Origin of the sequence: Caldovatus aquaticus, assembly GCF_019458025.1 — a bacterium.
Lineage (GTDB): Bacteria > Pseudomonadota > Alphaproteobacteria > Acetobacterales > Acetobacteraceae > Caldovatus > Caldovatus aquaticus.
This window is the reverse complement of sequence record NZ_JAHZUY010000076.1, coordinates 1-15,071: the sequence shown is the minus strand read 5'-3', so window position 1 is coordinate 15,071 and position 15,071 is coordinate 1. Positions and strand designations below refer to the sequence as shown.

At 76.2% G+C, this 15,071-nt stretch carries 14 protein-coding genes and 1 pseudogene; 9 read left to right on the top strand and 6 right to left on the bottom strand.

The features are described 5' to 3' along the window. Window positions 1–179 precede the first annotated feature (179 nt). Together K1J50_RS17165 and trxB are read right to left on the bottom strand one after the other, a co-directional pair. Entirely contained in the window at window positions 180–1,073 is an 894-nt protein-coding gene (locus K1J50_RS17165) for a LysR family transcriptional regulator (protein ID WP_220118986.1), read from the bottom strand. 22 nt (window positions 1,074–1,095) lie between these two features. Continuing rightward, entirely contained in the window at window positions 1,096–2,097 is a 1,002-nt protein-coding gene (trxB, locus tag K1J50_RS17160; RefSeq protein ID WP_255575403.1) for a thioredoxin-disulfide reductase, read from the bottom strand. Between the two features lie 196 nt (window positions 2,098–2,293). Between trxB and K1J50_RS17155 the strand changes: the two genes are divergently transcribed. Continuing rightward, window positions 2,294–2,806, top strand: coding sequence for an Lrp/AsnC family transcriptional regulator (locus K1J50_RS17155; protein WP_220118984.1), 513 nt, complete (start codon window positions 2,294–2,296; stop codon window positions 2,804–2,806). On the opposite strand, the gene K1J50_RS17150 is transcribed toward K1J50_RS17155, so the two are convergent. Further along, the gene (locus K1J50_RS17150; RefSeq protein WP_220118983.1) at window positions 2,718–3,968 is read right to left on the bottom strand and encodes a DMT family transporter; all 1,251 of its coding nucleotides are present in this window, start codon (window positions 3,966–3,968) and stop codon (window positions 2,718–2,720) included. The two genes, K1J50_RS17155 and K1J50_RS17150, sit on opposite strands and share 89 nt — an antisense overlap. A gap of 215 nt (window positions 3,969–4,183) precedes the next feature. Between K1J50_RS17150 and K1J50_RS17145 the strand changes: the two genes are divergently transcribed. Further along, window positions 4,184–4,909, top strand: coding sequence for a 2OG-Fe(II) oxygenase (locus K1J50_RS17145; RefSeq protein WP_220118982.1), 726 nt, complete (start codon window positions 4,184–4,186; stop codon window positions 4,907–4,909). A gap of 74 nt (window positions 4,910–4,983) precedes the next feature. After that, window positions 4,984–5,310, top strand: a complete 327-nt coding sequence (locus K1J50_RS17140; RefSeq protein WP_220118981.1) for a hypothetical protein — start codon at window positions 4,984–4,986, stop codon at window positions 5,308–5,310. A 24-nt stretch (window positions 5,311–5,334) separates the two neighbouring features. On the opposite strand, the gene K1J50_RS17135 is transcribed toward K1J50_RS17140, so the two are convergent. Together K1J50_RS17135 and K1J50_RS17130 are read right to left on the bottom strand one after the other, a co-directional pair. After that, window positions 5,335–6,864, bottom strand: coding sequence for a YifB family Mg chelatase-like AAA ATPase (locus K1J50_RS17135; protein WP_220118980.1), 1,530 nt, complete (start codon window positions 6,862–6,864; stop codon window positions 5,335–5,337). 80 nt (window positions 6,865–6,944) lie between these two features. Beyond that, a complete protein-coding gene (locus tag K1J50_RS17130) occupies window positions 6,945–7,325 on the bottom strand; it encodes a YraN family protein (protein ID WP_220118979.1) in 381 nt (126 codons plus the stop codon). Between the two features lie 35 nt (window positions 7,326–7,360). Between K1J50_RS17130 and ggt the strand changes: the two are divergent. From ggt to K1J50_RS17115, 3 genes and pseudogenes are all read left to right on the top strand, one after another. Beyond that, window positions 7,361–9,073: pseudogene (ggt, locus tag K1J50_RS17125) on the top strand (gamma-glutamyltransferase). Between the two features lie 81 nt (window positions 9,074–9,154). Continuing rightward, a complete protein-coding gene (locus tag K1J50_RS17120) occupies window positions 9,155–9,691 on the top strand; it encodes a CreA family protein (protein WP_220118978.1) in 537 nt (178 codons plus the stop codon). 67 nt (window positions 9,692–9,758) lie between these two features. Then, on the top strand, window positions 9,759–9,923 hold the full coding sequence (locus K1J50_RS17115; RefSeq protein WP_220116431.1) for a transposase: 165 nt from the start codon (window positions 9,759–9,761) through the stop codon (window positions 9,921–9,923). A 694-nt stretch (window positions 9,924–10,617) separates the two neighbouring features. On the opposite strand, the gene pip is transcribed toward K1J50_RS17115, so the two are convergent. After that, window positions 10,618–11,568, bottom strand: coding sequence for a prolyl aminopeptidase (pip, locus tag K1J50_RS17110; RefSeq protein ID WP_220118977.1), 951 nt, complete (start codon window positions 11,566–11,568; stop codon window positions 10,618–10,620). Between the two features lie 133 nt (window positions 11,569–11,701). Between pip and K1J50_RS17105 the strand changes: the two genes are divergently transcribed. The 3 genes from K1J50_RS17105 to K1J50_RS17095 all read left to right on the top strand — a co-directional run bounded on the left by K1J50_RS17105 (window position 11,702) and on the right by K1J50_RS17095 (window position 14,840). Next, window positions 11,702–12,508: a hypothetical protein gene (locus tag K1J50_RS17105; RefSeq protein ID WP_255575402.1), complete on the top strand. Its 807-nt coding sequence runs from the start codon at window positions 11,702–11,704 to the stop codon at window positions 12,506–12,508. 81 nt (window positions 12,509–12,589) lie between these two features. Further along, a complete protein-coding gene (locus K1J50_RS17100) occupies window positions 12,590–13,558 on the top strand; it encodes a metal ABC transporter solute-binding protein, Zn/Mn family (RefSeq protein WP_220118976.1) in 969 nt (322 codons plus the stop codon). A 208-nt stretch (window positions 13,559–13,766) separates the two neighbouring features. Further along, window positions 13,767–14,840, top strand: a complete 1,074-nt coding sequence (locus K1J50_RS17095) for a hypothetical protein (protein ID WP_220118975.1) — start codon at window positions 13,767–13,769, stop codon at window positions 14,838–14,840. The last annotated feature ends 231 nt before the right edge of the window (window positions 14,841–15,071 follow it).

Below are 15,071 nucleotides of genomic sequence, written 5' to 3'. Positions count from 1 at the left end.
GGTTGCCTTCCCGCGCGACGCCGAACGCTACAGGCCCCGCAGCGCCATCGCGCGAACCTTCTGCCGCATCGAGGATTCCCGCGGCATCGCCACCCGATACGACAGGACCGCCCGCAACTTCCTCGCCCCCGCCTGCCTCGCCGCCGCCATCACCTACCGGGCGCGATTGAGTCCAGAGCCTAGCAGCCGAAGGCCGCCAGCTCCGCCACCACGAAGTCGCGGAACACCGCCACCCGCTTCGAGTGGCGCATCTCTTCCGGGTAGACGAAATAGGCCTCGATCCGCGGCGCCTTGATGTCCGGCAGGACCTGGATCAGGTCGTCGAGCTCCGCGCCCATGTAGTCCGGCAGCGCGGCGAGGCCGAGGCCACTGCGCACGGCGCGCAGCATCGCCGGCAGGGAATTCACCTCGACCGCCCCCCGCCGCGGCGCGCCCGGGCGCCGGCCTGCGTCCAACAGCCAGTTCACGCTCTCGATGGGCGGCCGGTAGTCGCCATAGACGATCAGCCGGTGGGCATCCAGATCCTCGGCCCGCTGCGGGATGCCCGTCCGCTTCAGGTAGTCCGCCGAGCCGCAGACCTTGTAGCCGAAGGTCGCGATGTGGCGCTGGATCAGGTCCGGCTGGCGCGGCGCATGCATGCGGATCGCGACGTCCGCCTCGCGCATGGCGAGATCGAGGTCGGCGTCGTCCAGCAGCAGCGTCAGCGTCACCTCCGGATACATGTCGAGGAAGCGCTTGAGCCGCGGCGCGAGCCAGGTGGTGCCGAAGCCGGTGGTGGTGGTGACCTTGAGCCGCCCCGCCGGCCGCTCGCGGCTCTCGGTGAGCAGCGCCTCGGTCATGGCCAGCTTGGCGAATACCTCGCGCACGGTGCGATAGAGGGTCTCGCCGGCCTCGGTCAGGATCAGGCCGCGGGCGTGGCGGTGGAACAGCGGGACCTGGAGCGCCTCCTCGAGCGCCTGGATCTGGCGCGAGACGGCGGACTGGCTGAGGTTCAGCGTCTCGCCCGCATGCGTGAAGCTGCCGGCCTCCGCCACCGCGTGGAAGACGCGCAGCTTGTCCCAGTCGAGCGGCATCCCGGCGCCCCTCCCCCTCGGGTCACTTGGCGGCGCAGGACGCGGCGGCCGGCGCCTCGGCGGCGGCGTGGGCGAGCCACTTCTCGGCCTCCAGCGCGGCCATGCAGCCGGTGCCGGCGGCGGTGACGGCCTGGCGGAAGACCTTGTCCTGCACGTCGCCCGCGGCGAAGACCCCGGCGACGCTGGTGCGGGTCGAGCCGGGGGTGGTGAGGATGTAGCCCTCCGCGTCCATGGCGAGCTGGCCCTTGAACAGCGCCGTCGCCGGATCGTGGCCGATGGCGACGAAGACACCGTCCACGGCGAGCTCGCTCGTCGCGCCGGTCTTCACGTTGCGCAGCGCGAGCCCGCGCACCGCCCTGGCCCGGCCCTCGGCCGCGCCGAGCACCGCCTCGGCGACGGTGTCCCAGAGGATGCGGACGTTGGGGCGCGCGAACAGCCGCTCCTGGAGGATCTTCTCCGCGCGCAGCGCGTCGCGGCGATGGATCAGCGTGACCTGGCGCGCCAGGTTGGAGAGATAGAGCGCCTCCTCGACCGCGGTGTTGCCGCCGCCGATCACCGCCACCTCCTTGCCGCGGAAGAAGAAGCCGTCGCAGGTGGCACAGGCGGAGACGCCGAAGCCCGAGAACTCCTTCTCGCCGGGAATGCCGAGCCAGCGCGCCTGGGCGCCGGTGGCGACGACGAGGGCCTCGCCCTCGTAGACCGCGCCGGAATCGCCCGTGCAGCGGAAGGGGCGGCGCGAGAGGTCCACCTGCACGATCACGTCCTGGACGACGCGGGCGCCGACATGCTCGGCCTGGGCGCGCATCTGCTCCATCAGCCAGGGGCCCTGCACCGGCTCGGCGAAGCCCGGATAGTTCTCGACCTCGGTGGTGATGGTGAGCTGGCCGCCCGGCTGCAGGCCGGTGACCACGATCGGCCGGAGGCCGGCGCGCGCGCCGTAGATCGCCGCGGTGTAGCCCGCTGGACCGGCACCGAGGACGAGAAGGCGCGTGCGGTGGAGGTCGGGGGCGGCGGGCTGGGACAAGGGGACCTCGGGCGTTGCTGGTGGAGAGGCGGGGGGAGCGGCCGCGGCGCTGACCGGACCGGGAGCCGTGCGGCCCGCCGACCATATCGGCCGCGGCGCCGATTCCGACAACCCGGAAGGTGGCGGCGCGGCCGTCGGCCTTGAACCGCAGGCGGTCAGCAAGGATATTGCGCCGATCCGGTCCTGCCGAGCACGAATGCGACACCCCCCGCGGCCCCCCCCGTCGCCTGCCGCCGAGCGGCCGCCCGTCCCGCTTGACGAGGTGGATCGCCGCATTCTGGCCGAGCTCCAGGCCGATGGGCGGATGACCAATGTCGAACTGGCGCGGCGCGTGGGCCTCTCCGCCCCTCCCTGTCTGCGCCGGGTGCGCCGGCTGGAGGAGGCGGGAGTGATCCGCGGCTACCACGCCGAGGTGGAGCCGGCGGCGCTGGGCTGGGAGGTGACCTTCTTCGCCCTGGTCGGCCTCGAGAGCCAGAAGGAGAGCGTGCTGCGCGCGTTCGAGGCGATGGTCGCCGCATGGCCGGAGGTGCGCGAGTGCCACATGATCCGCGGCGGCGGCGACTTCCTGCTCCGGCTGGTGGCGCGCGACACGGCGCACGAGAACGCGCTGACGGCGCGCCTCACCAGCGCGCCCTCGGTAAGCCGGGTGCAGACCCTGCAGACGATCCGCACCAGCAAGGATCTCGCCGGCGTTCCGGCGGAAGGGTGAGAGGACGCGCGGGCGCGCGGCGGCGCCCGCTCCCCGGCGGCCGCGCCGGTTCCCGCGCCCGGCGGCGTCCGGCCGTCCGCGACCGGTCCCGGCCCGTCTTTCCGGGCGCCGGCGCACGCCCGTGGCCGTGGCGATGGTGCAGGTCGGGATAGTGCGGGTGCCGGTGCACCAGGGGCTCGTGCCGGTGCCAGTGCGTGTGCGGCTCGCCCGGCGGGGTCCCCGGCCCGTGCTCGTGCCGGTGGTGCGCGTCGTGGCGATGGCGATGCTCGTGCTCCATCGCCTCGTGGACGTGCTCGTGGTCGTGCCGCTCGGCCAGGTGCAGCCACAGCCCCACGCCCATCAGGCAGCCCGCCGCCAGCAGCTTCGCCGAGAGCGGCTCGCCCAGCATGACGACGGCGAGCACAGCGCCCACGAAGGGCGCCAGCGAGAAGTACGCCCCGGCGCGCGCGGCGCCGAGATGGCGCAGGCCGAGCACGAACAGGGCGAGGCTCACGCCGTAGCCGAGGAAGCCGACGATTCCCGCGGCCAGGATCGTGCCCCCGGGCGGGAGTTCCGCGCCGCTCGCCAACGCCAGGACAAGGTTGACCGCGCCCGCGACCAGCCCCTTCAGCATGGCGATCTGCACGGGATCGGCCGAGGACAACTTGCGCGTCAGGTTGTTGTCGATCCCCCAGCACAGGCAGGCCCCGGCGATCAGGAGGGCGCCCCAGTCGAGGGAAGCTCGCCCCTGCCAGGAGAGCAGGGCGGCGCCCCCGAGGATCGCGAAGGCCCCCAGCAGGAGCTGCCGGTCCACGTTCTCGCGGAACGCCAGCCAGGCGATCCCCATCGTCGCCAGGCCTTCGAGATTGAGCAGGAGCGAGGCGCTGGCCGCCTCGGTGCGGGCGAGGCCGAGCATCAGCAGCAGCGGCCCTGCGACGCCGCCGGTCAGGATCACGAGGCCGAGCCAAGGCGCGTCCGCCCGGCGCAGCGGGGCCTCGGCCGCCGGCAGCCGCAGGGCGGCCCGCGCCAGACGGAGGACGGCCAGGCCGCCGCCGGCGCCGAGATAGAGCAGGCCGGCCATCAGCCAGGGATCCACCGCGCCGAGCAGCAGCTTGGCGAAGGGCGTGCTGGCCCCGAACAGGACGGCGGACAGCAGGGCGAGGGGAATGCCGGTGCGGCGCATGGCGCGCGATCCTACCACCCCGTCCGGCCCCCGGCGCGAAGAGCGGCGGGGGCGCACCGCACGCGCCCTCCGGCGCCCCGAGGCACGCGGGGCGGTCGCGCCCGGTCGCCCCGCCTCGGGGCCTGCGGGCGCGCTCCGCGGCGGGCGTGCGCCCGCAGGCCCGCCGCCGCACCGGCCGGAGGGCGCGCCGGCCGCGCCCGTGCCATGCTGCCGGGATGTGCGAAGGCCCCGCATCCGCCGCCCCGGAGGACGCCATCGCCGCCCGCGTCGCCGCCCTCCCCTGGGCGCGCGTGGCGGAGGAGCTGGACGCGCAGGGCGTCGCGCCGCTCGGCCGGCTGCTGGCGCCTCCGGAATGCGCCGCCCTGATCGCGCTCTACGCGGACGAGCCGCGGTTCCGCCGCCGCGTCGTCATGGCCCGGCACGGCTTCGGCCGCGGCGAGTACCGGTATTTCGCCCATCCGCTCCCGCTCCTCGTCGCGGCGCTGCGGCGCGCGCTCTACGCCCCGCTCGCGCCGATCGCGTCGCGCTGGGAGGGGACGGACTACCCGGCGACGCTCGATGCCTTCACCGCCCGCTGCCGCGCCGCCGGGCAGACGCAGCCGACGCCGCTGCTGCTGCGCTACGGGCCGGGCGATTACAACTGCCTGCACCAGGATCTCTACGGCGCGATCGCCTTCCCGCTGCAGGTCGTCGTCCTCCTCAGCGCGCCGGGGCGCGACTTCAGCGGCGGCGCGTTCGTGCTGACCGAGCAGCGCCCGCGCATGCAGTCGCGTGTCGAGGTGGTGCCGCTCGCGGAGGGCGAGGCGGCGGTGTTCGCGGTGAACCGCCGTCCGGTGCGGGGGACGCGCGGCACCTATCGCGTGACCGTGCGCCACGGGGTGAGCCGCGTGCGCGCCGGGGAGCGGTACACGCTGGGCGTGATCTTCCATGACGCGCCATGACCCCCCCGCGGTCCTCTGCAGGAATTCAACGCGGTATCCGGCACTTGATCGGGGCCGGTGACGGATTGCGGGGCGTGTTCCGCTCGATATCTCCGGCCCCGATCCCGGCGTCCCTTGCGCCGCTGCCCAGCCGCGCAGGGCGGCCGGGAGAAAACCGCCCTGGCCGACTACATCTCGTCGCCGTCACCGCCGCCGCCCTGGCGGCGGCGCCCGCGTTCGCCGCTCCGGCGACGGTCGCCGCCTCCGGAATCCCCGCCGCGGCGGCGGCCGGCTTCCGCGTCCCTGGCGAGCTCGCCGCCTGCGAGCACGCCGCCGATGCGCGGGCCGCGCCGCCCGGCGGCCGTCTCGTCTGCGTCCCGGTCGCGCCGCTCGCCGACGCCGCGATGGCCGCCACGCACTGACCGATCGCCGGCGGCACGCCGCCCTCACGCCGCCGCGGTCGCCGCGCGTCCCGGGATGCGCCGGCGGAACGCCAGCGCTTCCGCCACATGCGCCCGCCGCACCGTCTCCGACGCGGCGAGGTCGGCGATGGTGCGCGCCACGCGCATGGTGCGCACGTGCCCGCGCGTCGAGAGGCCGAGCCTCGCCACCGCCGCCTCCAGCAGCCGGTCCGCTTCCGCGTCCAGGGTCGGGTGCAGGTAGCGCGCCTCGGCCTCGGCGTTGCTGGAGGGGCCGTCCGGGCCGTAGCGTGCGCGCTGGCGCTCGCGCGCGGCCTGCACGCGCGCCGCGACCACGGCCGAGGGCTCGCCCGCCGGGGCGCGCGCCAGCTCGCCCGGCGCCAGCGGCATGACCTCGATCGTCAGGTCCATGCGGTCGAGCAGCGGGCCGGAGAGGCGCATCTGGTAGTCCTCGCCGCAGCGCGGCGCGCGGGCGCATTCGCGCGCCGGGTCGCCGAGATGGCCGCAGCGGCAGGGGTTCATCGCCGCGACGCACTGGAACCGCGCCGGGTAGGTGATGTGGGCGTTGACGCGGCTGATGGTGGCGCGCCCGGTCTCCATCGGCTGGCGCAGCGCCTCGAGCGCGGGGCGCGGGAATTCGGGCCACTCGTCGAGGAACAGCACGCCGCGGTGGGCGAGGCTGATCTCCCCCGGCCGCGCCCGGCTGCCGCCGCCGATCAGCGCCGCCATCGAGGCCGAGTGGTGCGGCTCGCGATAGGGCGGGCGCGTCACCAGGCGGCCGCCCTCCAGCAGGCCGGCGACGGAGTGGATCATGCTGACCTCCAGCGCCTCGGCCGGCGCGAGGTCGGGCAGCAGTCCCGGCAGCCGGGCGGCGAGCATGGACTTACCGGCGCCCGGGGGGCCGACCATCAGCAGGTTGTGCCCGCCCGCCGCGGCGATCTCGAGCGCCCGCTTCGCGCTCTCCTGGCCCTTCACCTCGGAGAGGCACGGGCCGGGGCGCGGCGCCGCGACAAGCGGCGGCGGCGCAGGCGGCGAGAGCACCTGCGTGCCGCGGAAGTGGTTGAGCAGCGCCGGCAGGTCGGGCGCGGCGAGCACCTCCACCTCGCCCGCCCAGGCGGCCTCGCCGCCCTGCGCGGCGGGGCAGATCAGGCCGAGCGCGCGCGCCGAGGCGGCGAGCGCGGCGGGCAGCACGCCGGCCACCGCCTGGATCGAGCCGTCGAGGGCGAGTTCGCCGAGCGCGGCGTAGCCCGCCATCTCCTCGCGCGGCAGCAGGTCCATCGCGGCGAGGACGGCGAGCGCGATCGGCAGGTCGAAATGCGAGCCCTCCTTGGCGATGTCGGCGGGCGCCAGATTCACCAGCAGGCGCTTCGGCGGCAGGGCGAGGCCGAGCGCGGTGAGGGCGGCGCGCACGCGCTCCCGGCTCTCCGCCACCGCCTTGTCGGGCAGGCCGACGACGAGGAAGGCGGGCAGGCCGGGGGCGAGCTGGACCTGGACCTCGACCGGGACCGCCTCGATGCCGGAGAAGGCGAAGGTGGCGACGCGCGCGATGCTCGTCATGCGCGCGAGGGTGGCGCGGGGTGCGGCGCGGCGGAATCCGGGGCAGGCGAGGTTGACGCCGATTTCACGTCGGCGGCGCGTCAGTCCCCGGCCCGGAACGCGTCGGCGATCCGGCGCACCGCGCCGTCGGCGGCGACCAGCATCACGTCGAAGCGCATCCCCGCCGCGCCATGGCCCGGATTCGCCGCGAGCCAGGCCTCCGCCGCCGCCATCAGCCGCGCGCGCTGGCGCGGCGACAGCGCCGCCGCCGCCTCGGCCAGTCGCGGCCGCGCCTTGACCTCGACAAAGGCGAGCAGCCCGTCGCGCTCGGCGACCAGGTCGAGCTCGCCCGCCCCGGTGCGCACGCGGCGGGCGAGGATGGTCCAGCCCTCGCGCGCCAGCGCCACGGCGGCGCGCGCCTCGGCGGCGCGGCCGCGCGCCTCGGCGGCCGCGCGCAGCGCCCTGGCGTCCGGGTTCCGCATCGCGTTAGGGATGCCAGACCGGTCGGGAGAACGCCATGCGCCGCCGCCGCGCGACGATCCTGCTTGCCGCGGTCCTGCTTGTCCTCTTCTCCGCGCCCGGGCGCGCGGAGCCCGTCCTCGCCCGGCGCCACATGGTCGCCGCCGCGCACCCGCTCGCCGCCGAGGCCGGGCGCGCCGTGCTGCGCGAGGGCGGCAACGCCATAGATGCGGCGGTCGCGGTGCAGATGGTGCTCACCCTCGTCGAGCCGCAGTCGAGCGGCATCGGCGGCGGCGCGCTGCTGCTGTTCTGGGACGGCGCGGCGCGCGCCCTGCACGCCTGGGACGGGCGCGAGACCGCGCCCGCCGCCGTCACGCCGGCGCTGTTCCTGCGCCCGGACGGCACGCCGATGGGCTTCCACGAGGCGGCGGTGGGGGGCCGCGCGGTCGGCGTGCCCGGGACGGTGGCGATGCTCGCGGCGGCGCACCGCGCGCACGGGCGTCTGCCCTGGGCGCGGCTCGTCGCGCCCGCCGCCGCGCTGGCCGAGCGGGGCTTTCCGGTCTCGCGCCGCCTCGCCGCGGCGATCGCCGCGGAGGCCGAGCGCCTCGCCGGCGACCCCGAGGCGCGCGCGCTGTTCCTGCTACCGGACGGCCGGCCGCTGCCGGAGGGCCACGTCCTGCGCAATCCCGCGCTCGCCGCGACGCTGCGCGCGATCGCCGAACACGGCGCGGCGGCGCTGCAGGAGGGACCGCTCGCGCAGGCGATCGTCGCCGCCGTGCGCGGCCATCCCTCCAATCCCGGCGCGATGACGGAGGCGGATCTCGCCGCCTACCAGCCGCGCCGGCGCGCGCCGGTCTGCGCGCCCTATCGCCGCTACCGCGTCTGCGGCTTCCCGCCGCCCTCCTCGGGCGGGGTGGCGGTCGGGCAGATCCTCGGCCTGCTCGCGCACTTCGACCTGGCCGCGCTCGACCCGCGCGGGGCGGAGGCGGCGCACCTGCTGGTCGAGGCGGGGCGGCTCGCCTTCGCCGACCGCGCGCTCTACCTCGCGGATGCGGACTTCGTGCGGGTGCCGGTGCGCGGGCTGCTCGCCGCCGCCTAACTCCCGGTGCGCGCTCAACTGCTCGCGCGCGGCCGCGCCCGCCCCTCCCCGCGCGCCGGCAATCCGCCCTGGCGCGACGCGGCCGCGGCGCCGGCGCCGCAGCCGGAGCAGGCCGAGCACGGCACCAGCCACGTCTCGATCGTGGACGCGGAAGGCAACGCCGTGGCGATGACCGCGACGATCGAGGACACCTTCGGCGCGCGCCTCGTCGTGCGCGGCTTCGTGCTGAACAACGAGCTGACCGACTTCTCCTTCCTGCCGGAGAGCGAGGGCCGCCCCGTCGCCAACCGCGCCGAGGGCGGCAAGCGGCCGCGCTCCTCGATGGCGCCGACCGTCGTGCTCGACGAGGCGGGGCGGCTGCACGCGGTGGTCGGCTCGCCGGGCGGGGCGAGGATCATCGGCTATGTCGCGCAGGCGCTGGTGGCGATGCTCGACTGGGGGATGGACCCGCAGGCGGCGGCGGCGCTGCCGCATGTCGGCACGCTCGGCGGGGCGGTGGAGCTGGAGGAGGGAACGTCCGCCGCCGCGCTCGCGCCGGCGCTCGCCGCGCGCGGGCATCGCGTCGCGGTGCGCGCCATGACCTCGGGGCTGCAGGCGATCCGGGTGACGCCGGAGGGGCGCCTGCTCGGCGGCGCCGATCCGCGGCGCGAGGGCGTGGCGCTCGGGGATTGACGCGGCTGCCGGGACGCCGGGCGGCGGGCAGGGAACCCGGCCCGCGCCCCCGCGTCCGCCGCCATGGAGGAGGACCGATCCATGCGCAGCGGAGTCTCTGCCGCCATCGTCTCGAGCGCCCTCGCCGCCGCCCTGCTCGCCGCCGCACCCGCGGCGCCCGCGGCGCAGGACTCGGAGACGCGGGAGATCGGCTACGTGAACACGGCGCTGACCAATCTCGGCCTCACGCGCAGCCACCGCGTCGTGGTCGAGCGCTTCACCGACCCGGAGGTCGAGGGTGTCGCCTGCTACATCAGCCAGGCGCGCACCGGCGGGCTCTCGGGCATGGTCGGGCTGGCGGAGGACCCGGCGCGCTTCTCGCTCTCCTGCGCCGCGACCGGGCCGGTGCGCGTCTCCGAGCGGGTGCGGCGCGGCGCGCGCGGGCAGCAGGTCTACGAGAGCAGCACCTCGGTCTTCTTCAAGGAGACGCGGGTGCACCGCTTCCTCGACGAGGCGCGGGGCGCGGTGGTGTACCTCGCCTGGTCCACGAAGCTGGTGGACGGGTCGCCGTTCAACGCGGTGGCCGCGGTGCCGGTGGCGCCGGGCACGGCCCCGCCGCGGCAGGCGGGGCAGCCCTAGGGTCTGTACCCAATTGCCGTGGGAACGGTGCGATGATTCGCCCTGCCCAACGGCGGGGGGATGGACCGTGTCGCGCCTGTTCGGGCTGAGCGACGTGCCGTGGGCGGCGAGCGAGCCGCATCCGGCGATGGTCCACACCGGGCCGCGGCGCGTGGACGACCGGCGGGGGATCGGCGGCATCGTGCACCGTTTCCGCGAAGGCTGCCGCTGGCGTGCCCTGCCGCCGGAATAGGGGCCATACGCCACCGTCTTCAACCGTTGGAACCGCTGGAGCCAACGCGGGCTCTGGCAGCGCATCCTCGCCGCCCTCGTCGCCTGCGCCGACCCGCCGCGGGGCGCGCCGATCGGCAGTGCCGCCGTGAAGGCGCACCGCTCGGCGGCCGGCGCGAAAGGGGGGAAGGCGATGCCAGCCACCAGGCGATCGGCCGCTCGCGCGGTGGGCGCCCCGCCAGGGGCCACGCGCTCTGCGACGAGCAAGGCCGCCCGCACGCGATCCTGGCGACCGGCGGCAACGGCGCCGCCGTCACCGCCGCCGCCACGCCGGTCTCGGCTGTCGCCCCGCCCCGCGAACTCGTCGCCGACAAGGGCTGCGACGCCAACCGCCGGCGCCGCCGCGGCCATCCCCGGCACCTCGTCGCGCAAGGTTGCCTTCCCGCGCGACGCCGAACGCTACAGGCCCCGCAACGCCATCGCGCGAACCTTCTGCCGCATCGAGGATTCCCGCGGCATCGCCACCCGATACGACAGGACCGCCCGCAACTTCCTCGCCCCCGCCTGCCTCGCCGCCGCCATCACCTACCGGGCGCGATTGAGTCCAGAGCCTGGGGCCGCTTTCGCCCGGCCGTGCCCGCCGCAGCGGCCCCGGCGCGTCGTCTGTCGCGCCGATTCGCGCCCGGCTGTTCCCGGCCGTGCGCGATCGGCTTTCGCTAGCCCCGGCGCCGGAACCGCTCCACCGCCGCGACCAGCGCCGTGCGCACGCCCGGCTCCAGCGCCGAGTGGCCGGCGTCCGGCACGATGGTCAGGCGCGCCCTCGGCCAGGCATTCGCCAGCTCGAAGGCGGTCTCGGGCGGGCAGACCATGTCGTAGCGGCCCTGGACGATCTCGGCCTGGATGTGGGCGAGGCGGTCCATCCGCCCGAGCAGCCCCTCGGGCGGCAGGAACAGGTCGTTGGCGAAGTAGTGCGCCTCGATCCGCGCGAGGCCGAGCGCGGTGCGGTCCTGGGCGAAGCTCGCCACCGTCTCCGGGCTCGGCAGCAGGGTCGAGCAGGAGCCCTCGTACTGGCTCCAGGCGCGCGCCGCGGGCAGATGCACGGCGGGGTCGGGATGCGTCAGCCGGCGCAGATAGGCGGCGAGCAGGTCGCCGCGCTCCTCCGGCGGCACGTGCTCGGCGAAGGCGGCCCAGGCGTCGGGGAAGATGCGCTTCAGGCCGTAGAGGAACCACTCCACCTCGGCGCGGCGGCCGAGGAACACGCCGCGCAGCACGCAGCCCGTGACCCGCTGCGGATGCTCCTGCGCGTAGGCGAGCGCGAGGGTCGAACCCCAGGAGCCGCCGAACAGCAGCCAGCGCTCGATGCCGAGGAAGCGGCGCAGCGCCTCGATGTCGCGCACCAGATGGGCGGTGGTGTTCTCGCGCAGCTCGCCGAGCGGGCGGGAGCGGCCGGCGCCGCGCTGGTCGAAGATGACGACGCGCCAGTGCGCGGGGTCGAAGAAGCGCCGGTGCACCGCGCCGGCGCCGGCGCCCGGGCCGCCGTGCAGGAACAGCACCGGCTGGCCGCGCGGGTTGCCGACCTGCTCCCAGTACATGACGTGACCGCCGGTCAGCGGCAGCAGGCCAGTCTCATAGGGGGCGATGTCGGGGAAGAGGTCGCCGCGGGGCATTGCAGGCCCCATGTTTGGCGAGGCCGGGCGCCGGGAGCAATGGGGCGCGGCGCGCGGCCCGGGCGCCACGCCGCGCCGCCTTGCGATCGCCCCCCTTCGCTTCCCGCCTCGCCCACCCTAGGTTCGGAAGGCCATGGCCGCGCCGCCGCCGTTCCAGCCTCCGCCGCACCCCCCGCGCGCCGCCGCCGCCACCAGACCGGCGGGCAACGGCGGCGTGGTGCGCTGCGGCGTCTGCGGTACCGAGAGCCGCCAGCCGGCGTTCCGGCCGCCGCCGCCGGAGCAGGCGCCGGACCTCGACCTGCGCCCCGGCGAGCCGGTGCGCGGCACCATGGCGCTCTGGCTGCAGCAGTGCCCGCATTGCGGCTACGCGGCCCCGGACATCGGGCGCGCCCATCCCGGGGCGGCCGCCGCCGTGGCCGCCGCCCCGTTCCGCGCGCTGCTCGCGGAAACCGCCTACCCGCTGCTCGCGCGCCGCTTCCTCGCCTGGGCGCACGTGCTGGAGGAGACCGGCGCGCTGCACGCCGCGGCCGAGGCGACGCTGCAGGCCGCGTGGGTGGCCGACGACCTGAACCGGCCGGACCTCGCGCGCCTCTGGCGGCGCGAGGCGGTGGCGCTGTGGCGCGCCGGCCCGCCGCTCGACCCCGAGCAGACGGTGCGCGTGGTGGACGCGCTGCGCCGCGCCGAGGCCTGGGAGGACGCGCTGGCCACGGCCGAGGCGCTGGCGCGCTCGCGCCCGCCGGAGCCGGTGGCGCAGGTGATCGGGCTCGAGCGCCGGCTGGTGGAGGCGCGCGATTCCGGGCGGCACACCGTGGCAAGCGCCCTGCCGCCGCCGGCGCGGCGGCCGCACGTGGCGCACGGTCCGCGGCCGCCGGCGGGCGCGAGCGGGTTCGACCTGCGCGGCCTGCTCGGGCGGCTGCGGCGGCTGTTCGGCCGCGGCTGAGCGTGCCGCGGACCGGCTTGCCGGCGGTCATGCCGGCGTGATACGAAACAATATAAATATAACATTGCGTTTGCCGGTCCGATGCCGCACCGCCGCCACCTGCTCCGTGCCGCGCTGCCTTGCGTCGTCCTCGCGACGGCGCGCCCCACGGCCGCCGCGACCGGCGAAGGCGCGCCGCAATCCGGCCGCCTGCGCGTCGTCGCGTCCTTCTCGATCCTCGGCGACATGGTCCGGCAGATCGGCGGCGCGCGCGTGGACCTGCGGGTGATCGTCGGCCCCGACCGCGACGCCCACGGCTTCCAGCCGCGTCCTTCCGATGTCGCGGCGCTCGGGGGCGACCCGCTGGTCGTGCGCAACGGCCTCGGCTTCGAGCCGTGGCTCGACCGGCTGCTCGGCGCCGCCGGCCACCGCGGTCCGGTGGTGACGGCGACCGCGGGCATCACGCCGCGCGCCTGGGACGCCCGGAGCCACGAGCACCGCCAGGCCGGGGGCGAACGCCGCCGCCCGCCGCCCGCGCCCGACCCGCATGCCTGGCAGGATCTCCGCCTCGGCCAGAGCTACGTGCGCACCATCGCCGCCGGCCTGGCTGCCGCCGACCCGGCCGGGACGGCGCACTACCGGGCCGGCGCGGAGGGCTACGCCGCGCGCCTTGCGGCGCTGGACGCGTGGGTGCGGGAGCGCATCGCGACGGTGCCGGAGGCGCGGCGCAAGGTGGTCACCCACCACGCGGCCTTCGGCTATTTCGGCGCGGCCTATGGCGTGCGCTTCCTCGCCCCGCAAGGCGTCCCGGCCGACGCCGAGCCCTCGGCGGCGGAGGTCGCGCGGCTGATCCGCCAGATCCGCGCCGAGGGCATCACCGCCGTGTTCCTCGAGAACATGACCAATCCCGCGACGCTGCAGCGCCTCGCGCGCGAGGCCGGCGTGCGCGTCGGCGGGCGGCTCTACGCCGACGCGCTGAGCCCGCCGGACGGCCCGGCGCCGACCTACGAGGCGATGTTCCGCCACAACGTCGGCCTGCTGGTTCCGGCGATGCGCGGCGATGCGGCGTAGCGCGGCGCGGGCCCGGGGGCGGATGGCCCGTGCGGGGCGCGCCGCGGCGGCGGCCGTGGCGGCGTCCTTCGCGGTTGCGCCCTGGTGCGCGGCGCCAGCACAGGGGCCACCACGTCCCGAGCCGGCGCCGGCCCCCGGCGGAGCGGGGGATGACGGCCACGGCGAGAACGGCGCGGCGTTCCGCCCGCATCTCGAAGTCGAGAGGGACATGGGCCTCTACGGCGTCGGCACCCACCGCGCGACCGACCCCCCGCGGCGGGGCGGCGACATCTTCCTGTTCAGCGAGGTCGGGGCGGCTCTGCATCTCACCCCGCGCGTCTCGATCCGGAGCGTCATCCACACCGAGCCGATCAGCGAGCGCGGACCGAACGGCTCGCTGCGCGCCTTCCATGCCCAGGCGGCCTCGCTCGAGGCGCTGCAGCTGAACTGGCGGGCGACCGACGCGCTGAGGCTCTACGCGGGCAAGTTCGTGGCGCCCTTCGGATACGGGCACGAGGAGCTGCCCGGCATCCTTCCCCTGCTCCGCGCGCACGAGACCTATCTGATCGCGGAGTCGGTGGGCTTCGGGGCGACCTGGACCTTCCTCGACGAGCCGCGGTTCGGCGAGCATGCTCTCTCGGCCGCGGCCTTCACCCTGGACACGAGCTTCCTCTCCGATACGGCCTTCACGCGCCGTCCCTGCTGCGAGGGGCCATACACCCGGTTCGCGCGCAACACGCGCGCGCAGGGCGGGCCCGGCAACACCGGCCGGCTCGACAACTTCGCCATCTCGCTGGACGGCAGTCGCATCCCCTGGCTGCCGGATCTCGCCTACAATCTCGGGACGGTGTCGCGCGCCCCGGGAGGCGACGGCACCGCGCGCGAATGGGGCTACGTCGTCGGCGCGCGCTACGAGCATCGCTGGAACGAGGAGTCCCGGACGCGGCTGTACTTCGAGCATGTCGAGTTCCGCAGCGCCGGGGGGCGCCCGCTGGTGGAGCTCGCCACGGAGACGGGCACGACCGAGGTGCCGCGCGCGGAGCGCAGGCGCTTCACGACCCTCGGCGTGCAGCACCGGGAGGGGCCCTGGCGCGCCGCGGTGGCCTGGCAGCGCGACCAGCGCAAGCGGTCCGTGGGCACGGGCCCCGCCGAGCAGTGGTTCGAGGTGTCGTCCGGCCGCGAGCTCGGCGGCGGCTTCGGCTTCGACCTGGGCTGGCAGCATGCGCGCATCGCGCAGGACGGCGGCCGGCGCGGCGAGGCGCAGGCCGTGCTGGCGGTGCTGCGCTGGCATGGCGGCATCTAGGGCGGGCCGGCGATCGTCCCGAGCGGGACGAAGGCGTGACCCGCCCGGCCCCGCCGGCGCGGCCCCCGCCAGACGATGGCCCGCCGATGCGGGCGCCGCCCGGCCTAGGTCCTGGACTCAAACCGTGTCCACAGCCGGATGGCGGCGAGGGCGACGGTGGAGAGGTAGTTGCGTGCGAGCTTGTCGAAGCGTGTGGCGATGCGGCGGAAATGCTTGAGGCGATTGAAGCAT

Bases quoted from the DNA above. Each gene is read 5' to 3' on its own strand.
- K1J50_RS17095 (WP_220118975.1), top strand. From the start codon at position 13,767: ATGGGCCTCTACGGCGTCGGCACCCACCGCGCGACCGACCCCCCGCGG.
- K1J50_RS17120 (WP_220118978.1), top strand. From the start codon at position 9,155: ATGCGCAGCGGAGTCTCTGCCGCCATCGTCTCGAGCGCCCTCGCCGCC.
- pip (WP_220118977.1), bottom strand. From the start codon at position 11,568: ATGCCCCGCGGCGACCTCTTCCCCGACATCGCCCCCTATGAGACTGGC.
- K1J50_RS17135 (WP_220118980.1), bottom strand. From the start codon at position 6,864: ATGACGAGCATCGCGCGCGTCGCCACCTTCGCCTTCTCCGGCATCGAG.
- K1J50_RS17145 (WP_220118982.1), top strand. From the start codon at position 4,184: ATGTGCGAAGGCCCCGCATCCGCCGCCCCGGAGGACGCCATCGCCGCC.
- K1J50_RS17165 (WP_220118986.1), bottom strand. From the start codon at position 1,073: ATGCCGCTCGACTGGGACAAGCTGCGCGTCTTCCACGCGGTGGCGGAG.
- K1J50_RS17105 (WP_255575402.1), top strand. From the start codon at position 11,702: ATGGCCGCGCCGCCGCCGTTCCAGCCTCCGCCGCACCCCCCGCGCGCC.
- K1J50_RS17100 (WP_220118976.1), top strand. From the start codon at position 12,590: ATGCCGCACCGCCGCCACCTGCTCCGTGCCGCGCTGCCTTGCGTCGTC.
- K1J50_RS17150 (WP_220118983.1), bottom strand. From the start codon at position 3,968: ATGCGCCGCACCGGCATTCCCCTCGCCCTGCTGTCCGCCGTCCTGTTC.
- K1J50_RS17155 (WP_220118984.1), top strand. From the start codon at position 2,294: ATGCGACACCCCCCGCGGCCCCCCCCGTCGCCTGCCGCCGAGCGGCCG.
- K1J50_RS17130 (WP_220118979.1), bottom strand. From the start codon at position 7,325: ATGCGGAACCCGGACGCCAGGGCGCTGCGCGCGGCCGCCGAGGCGCGC.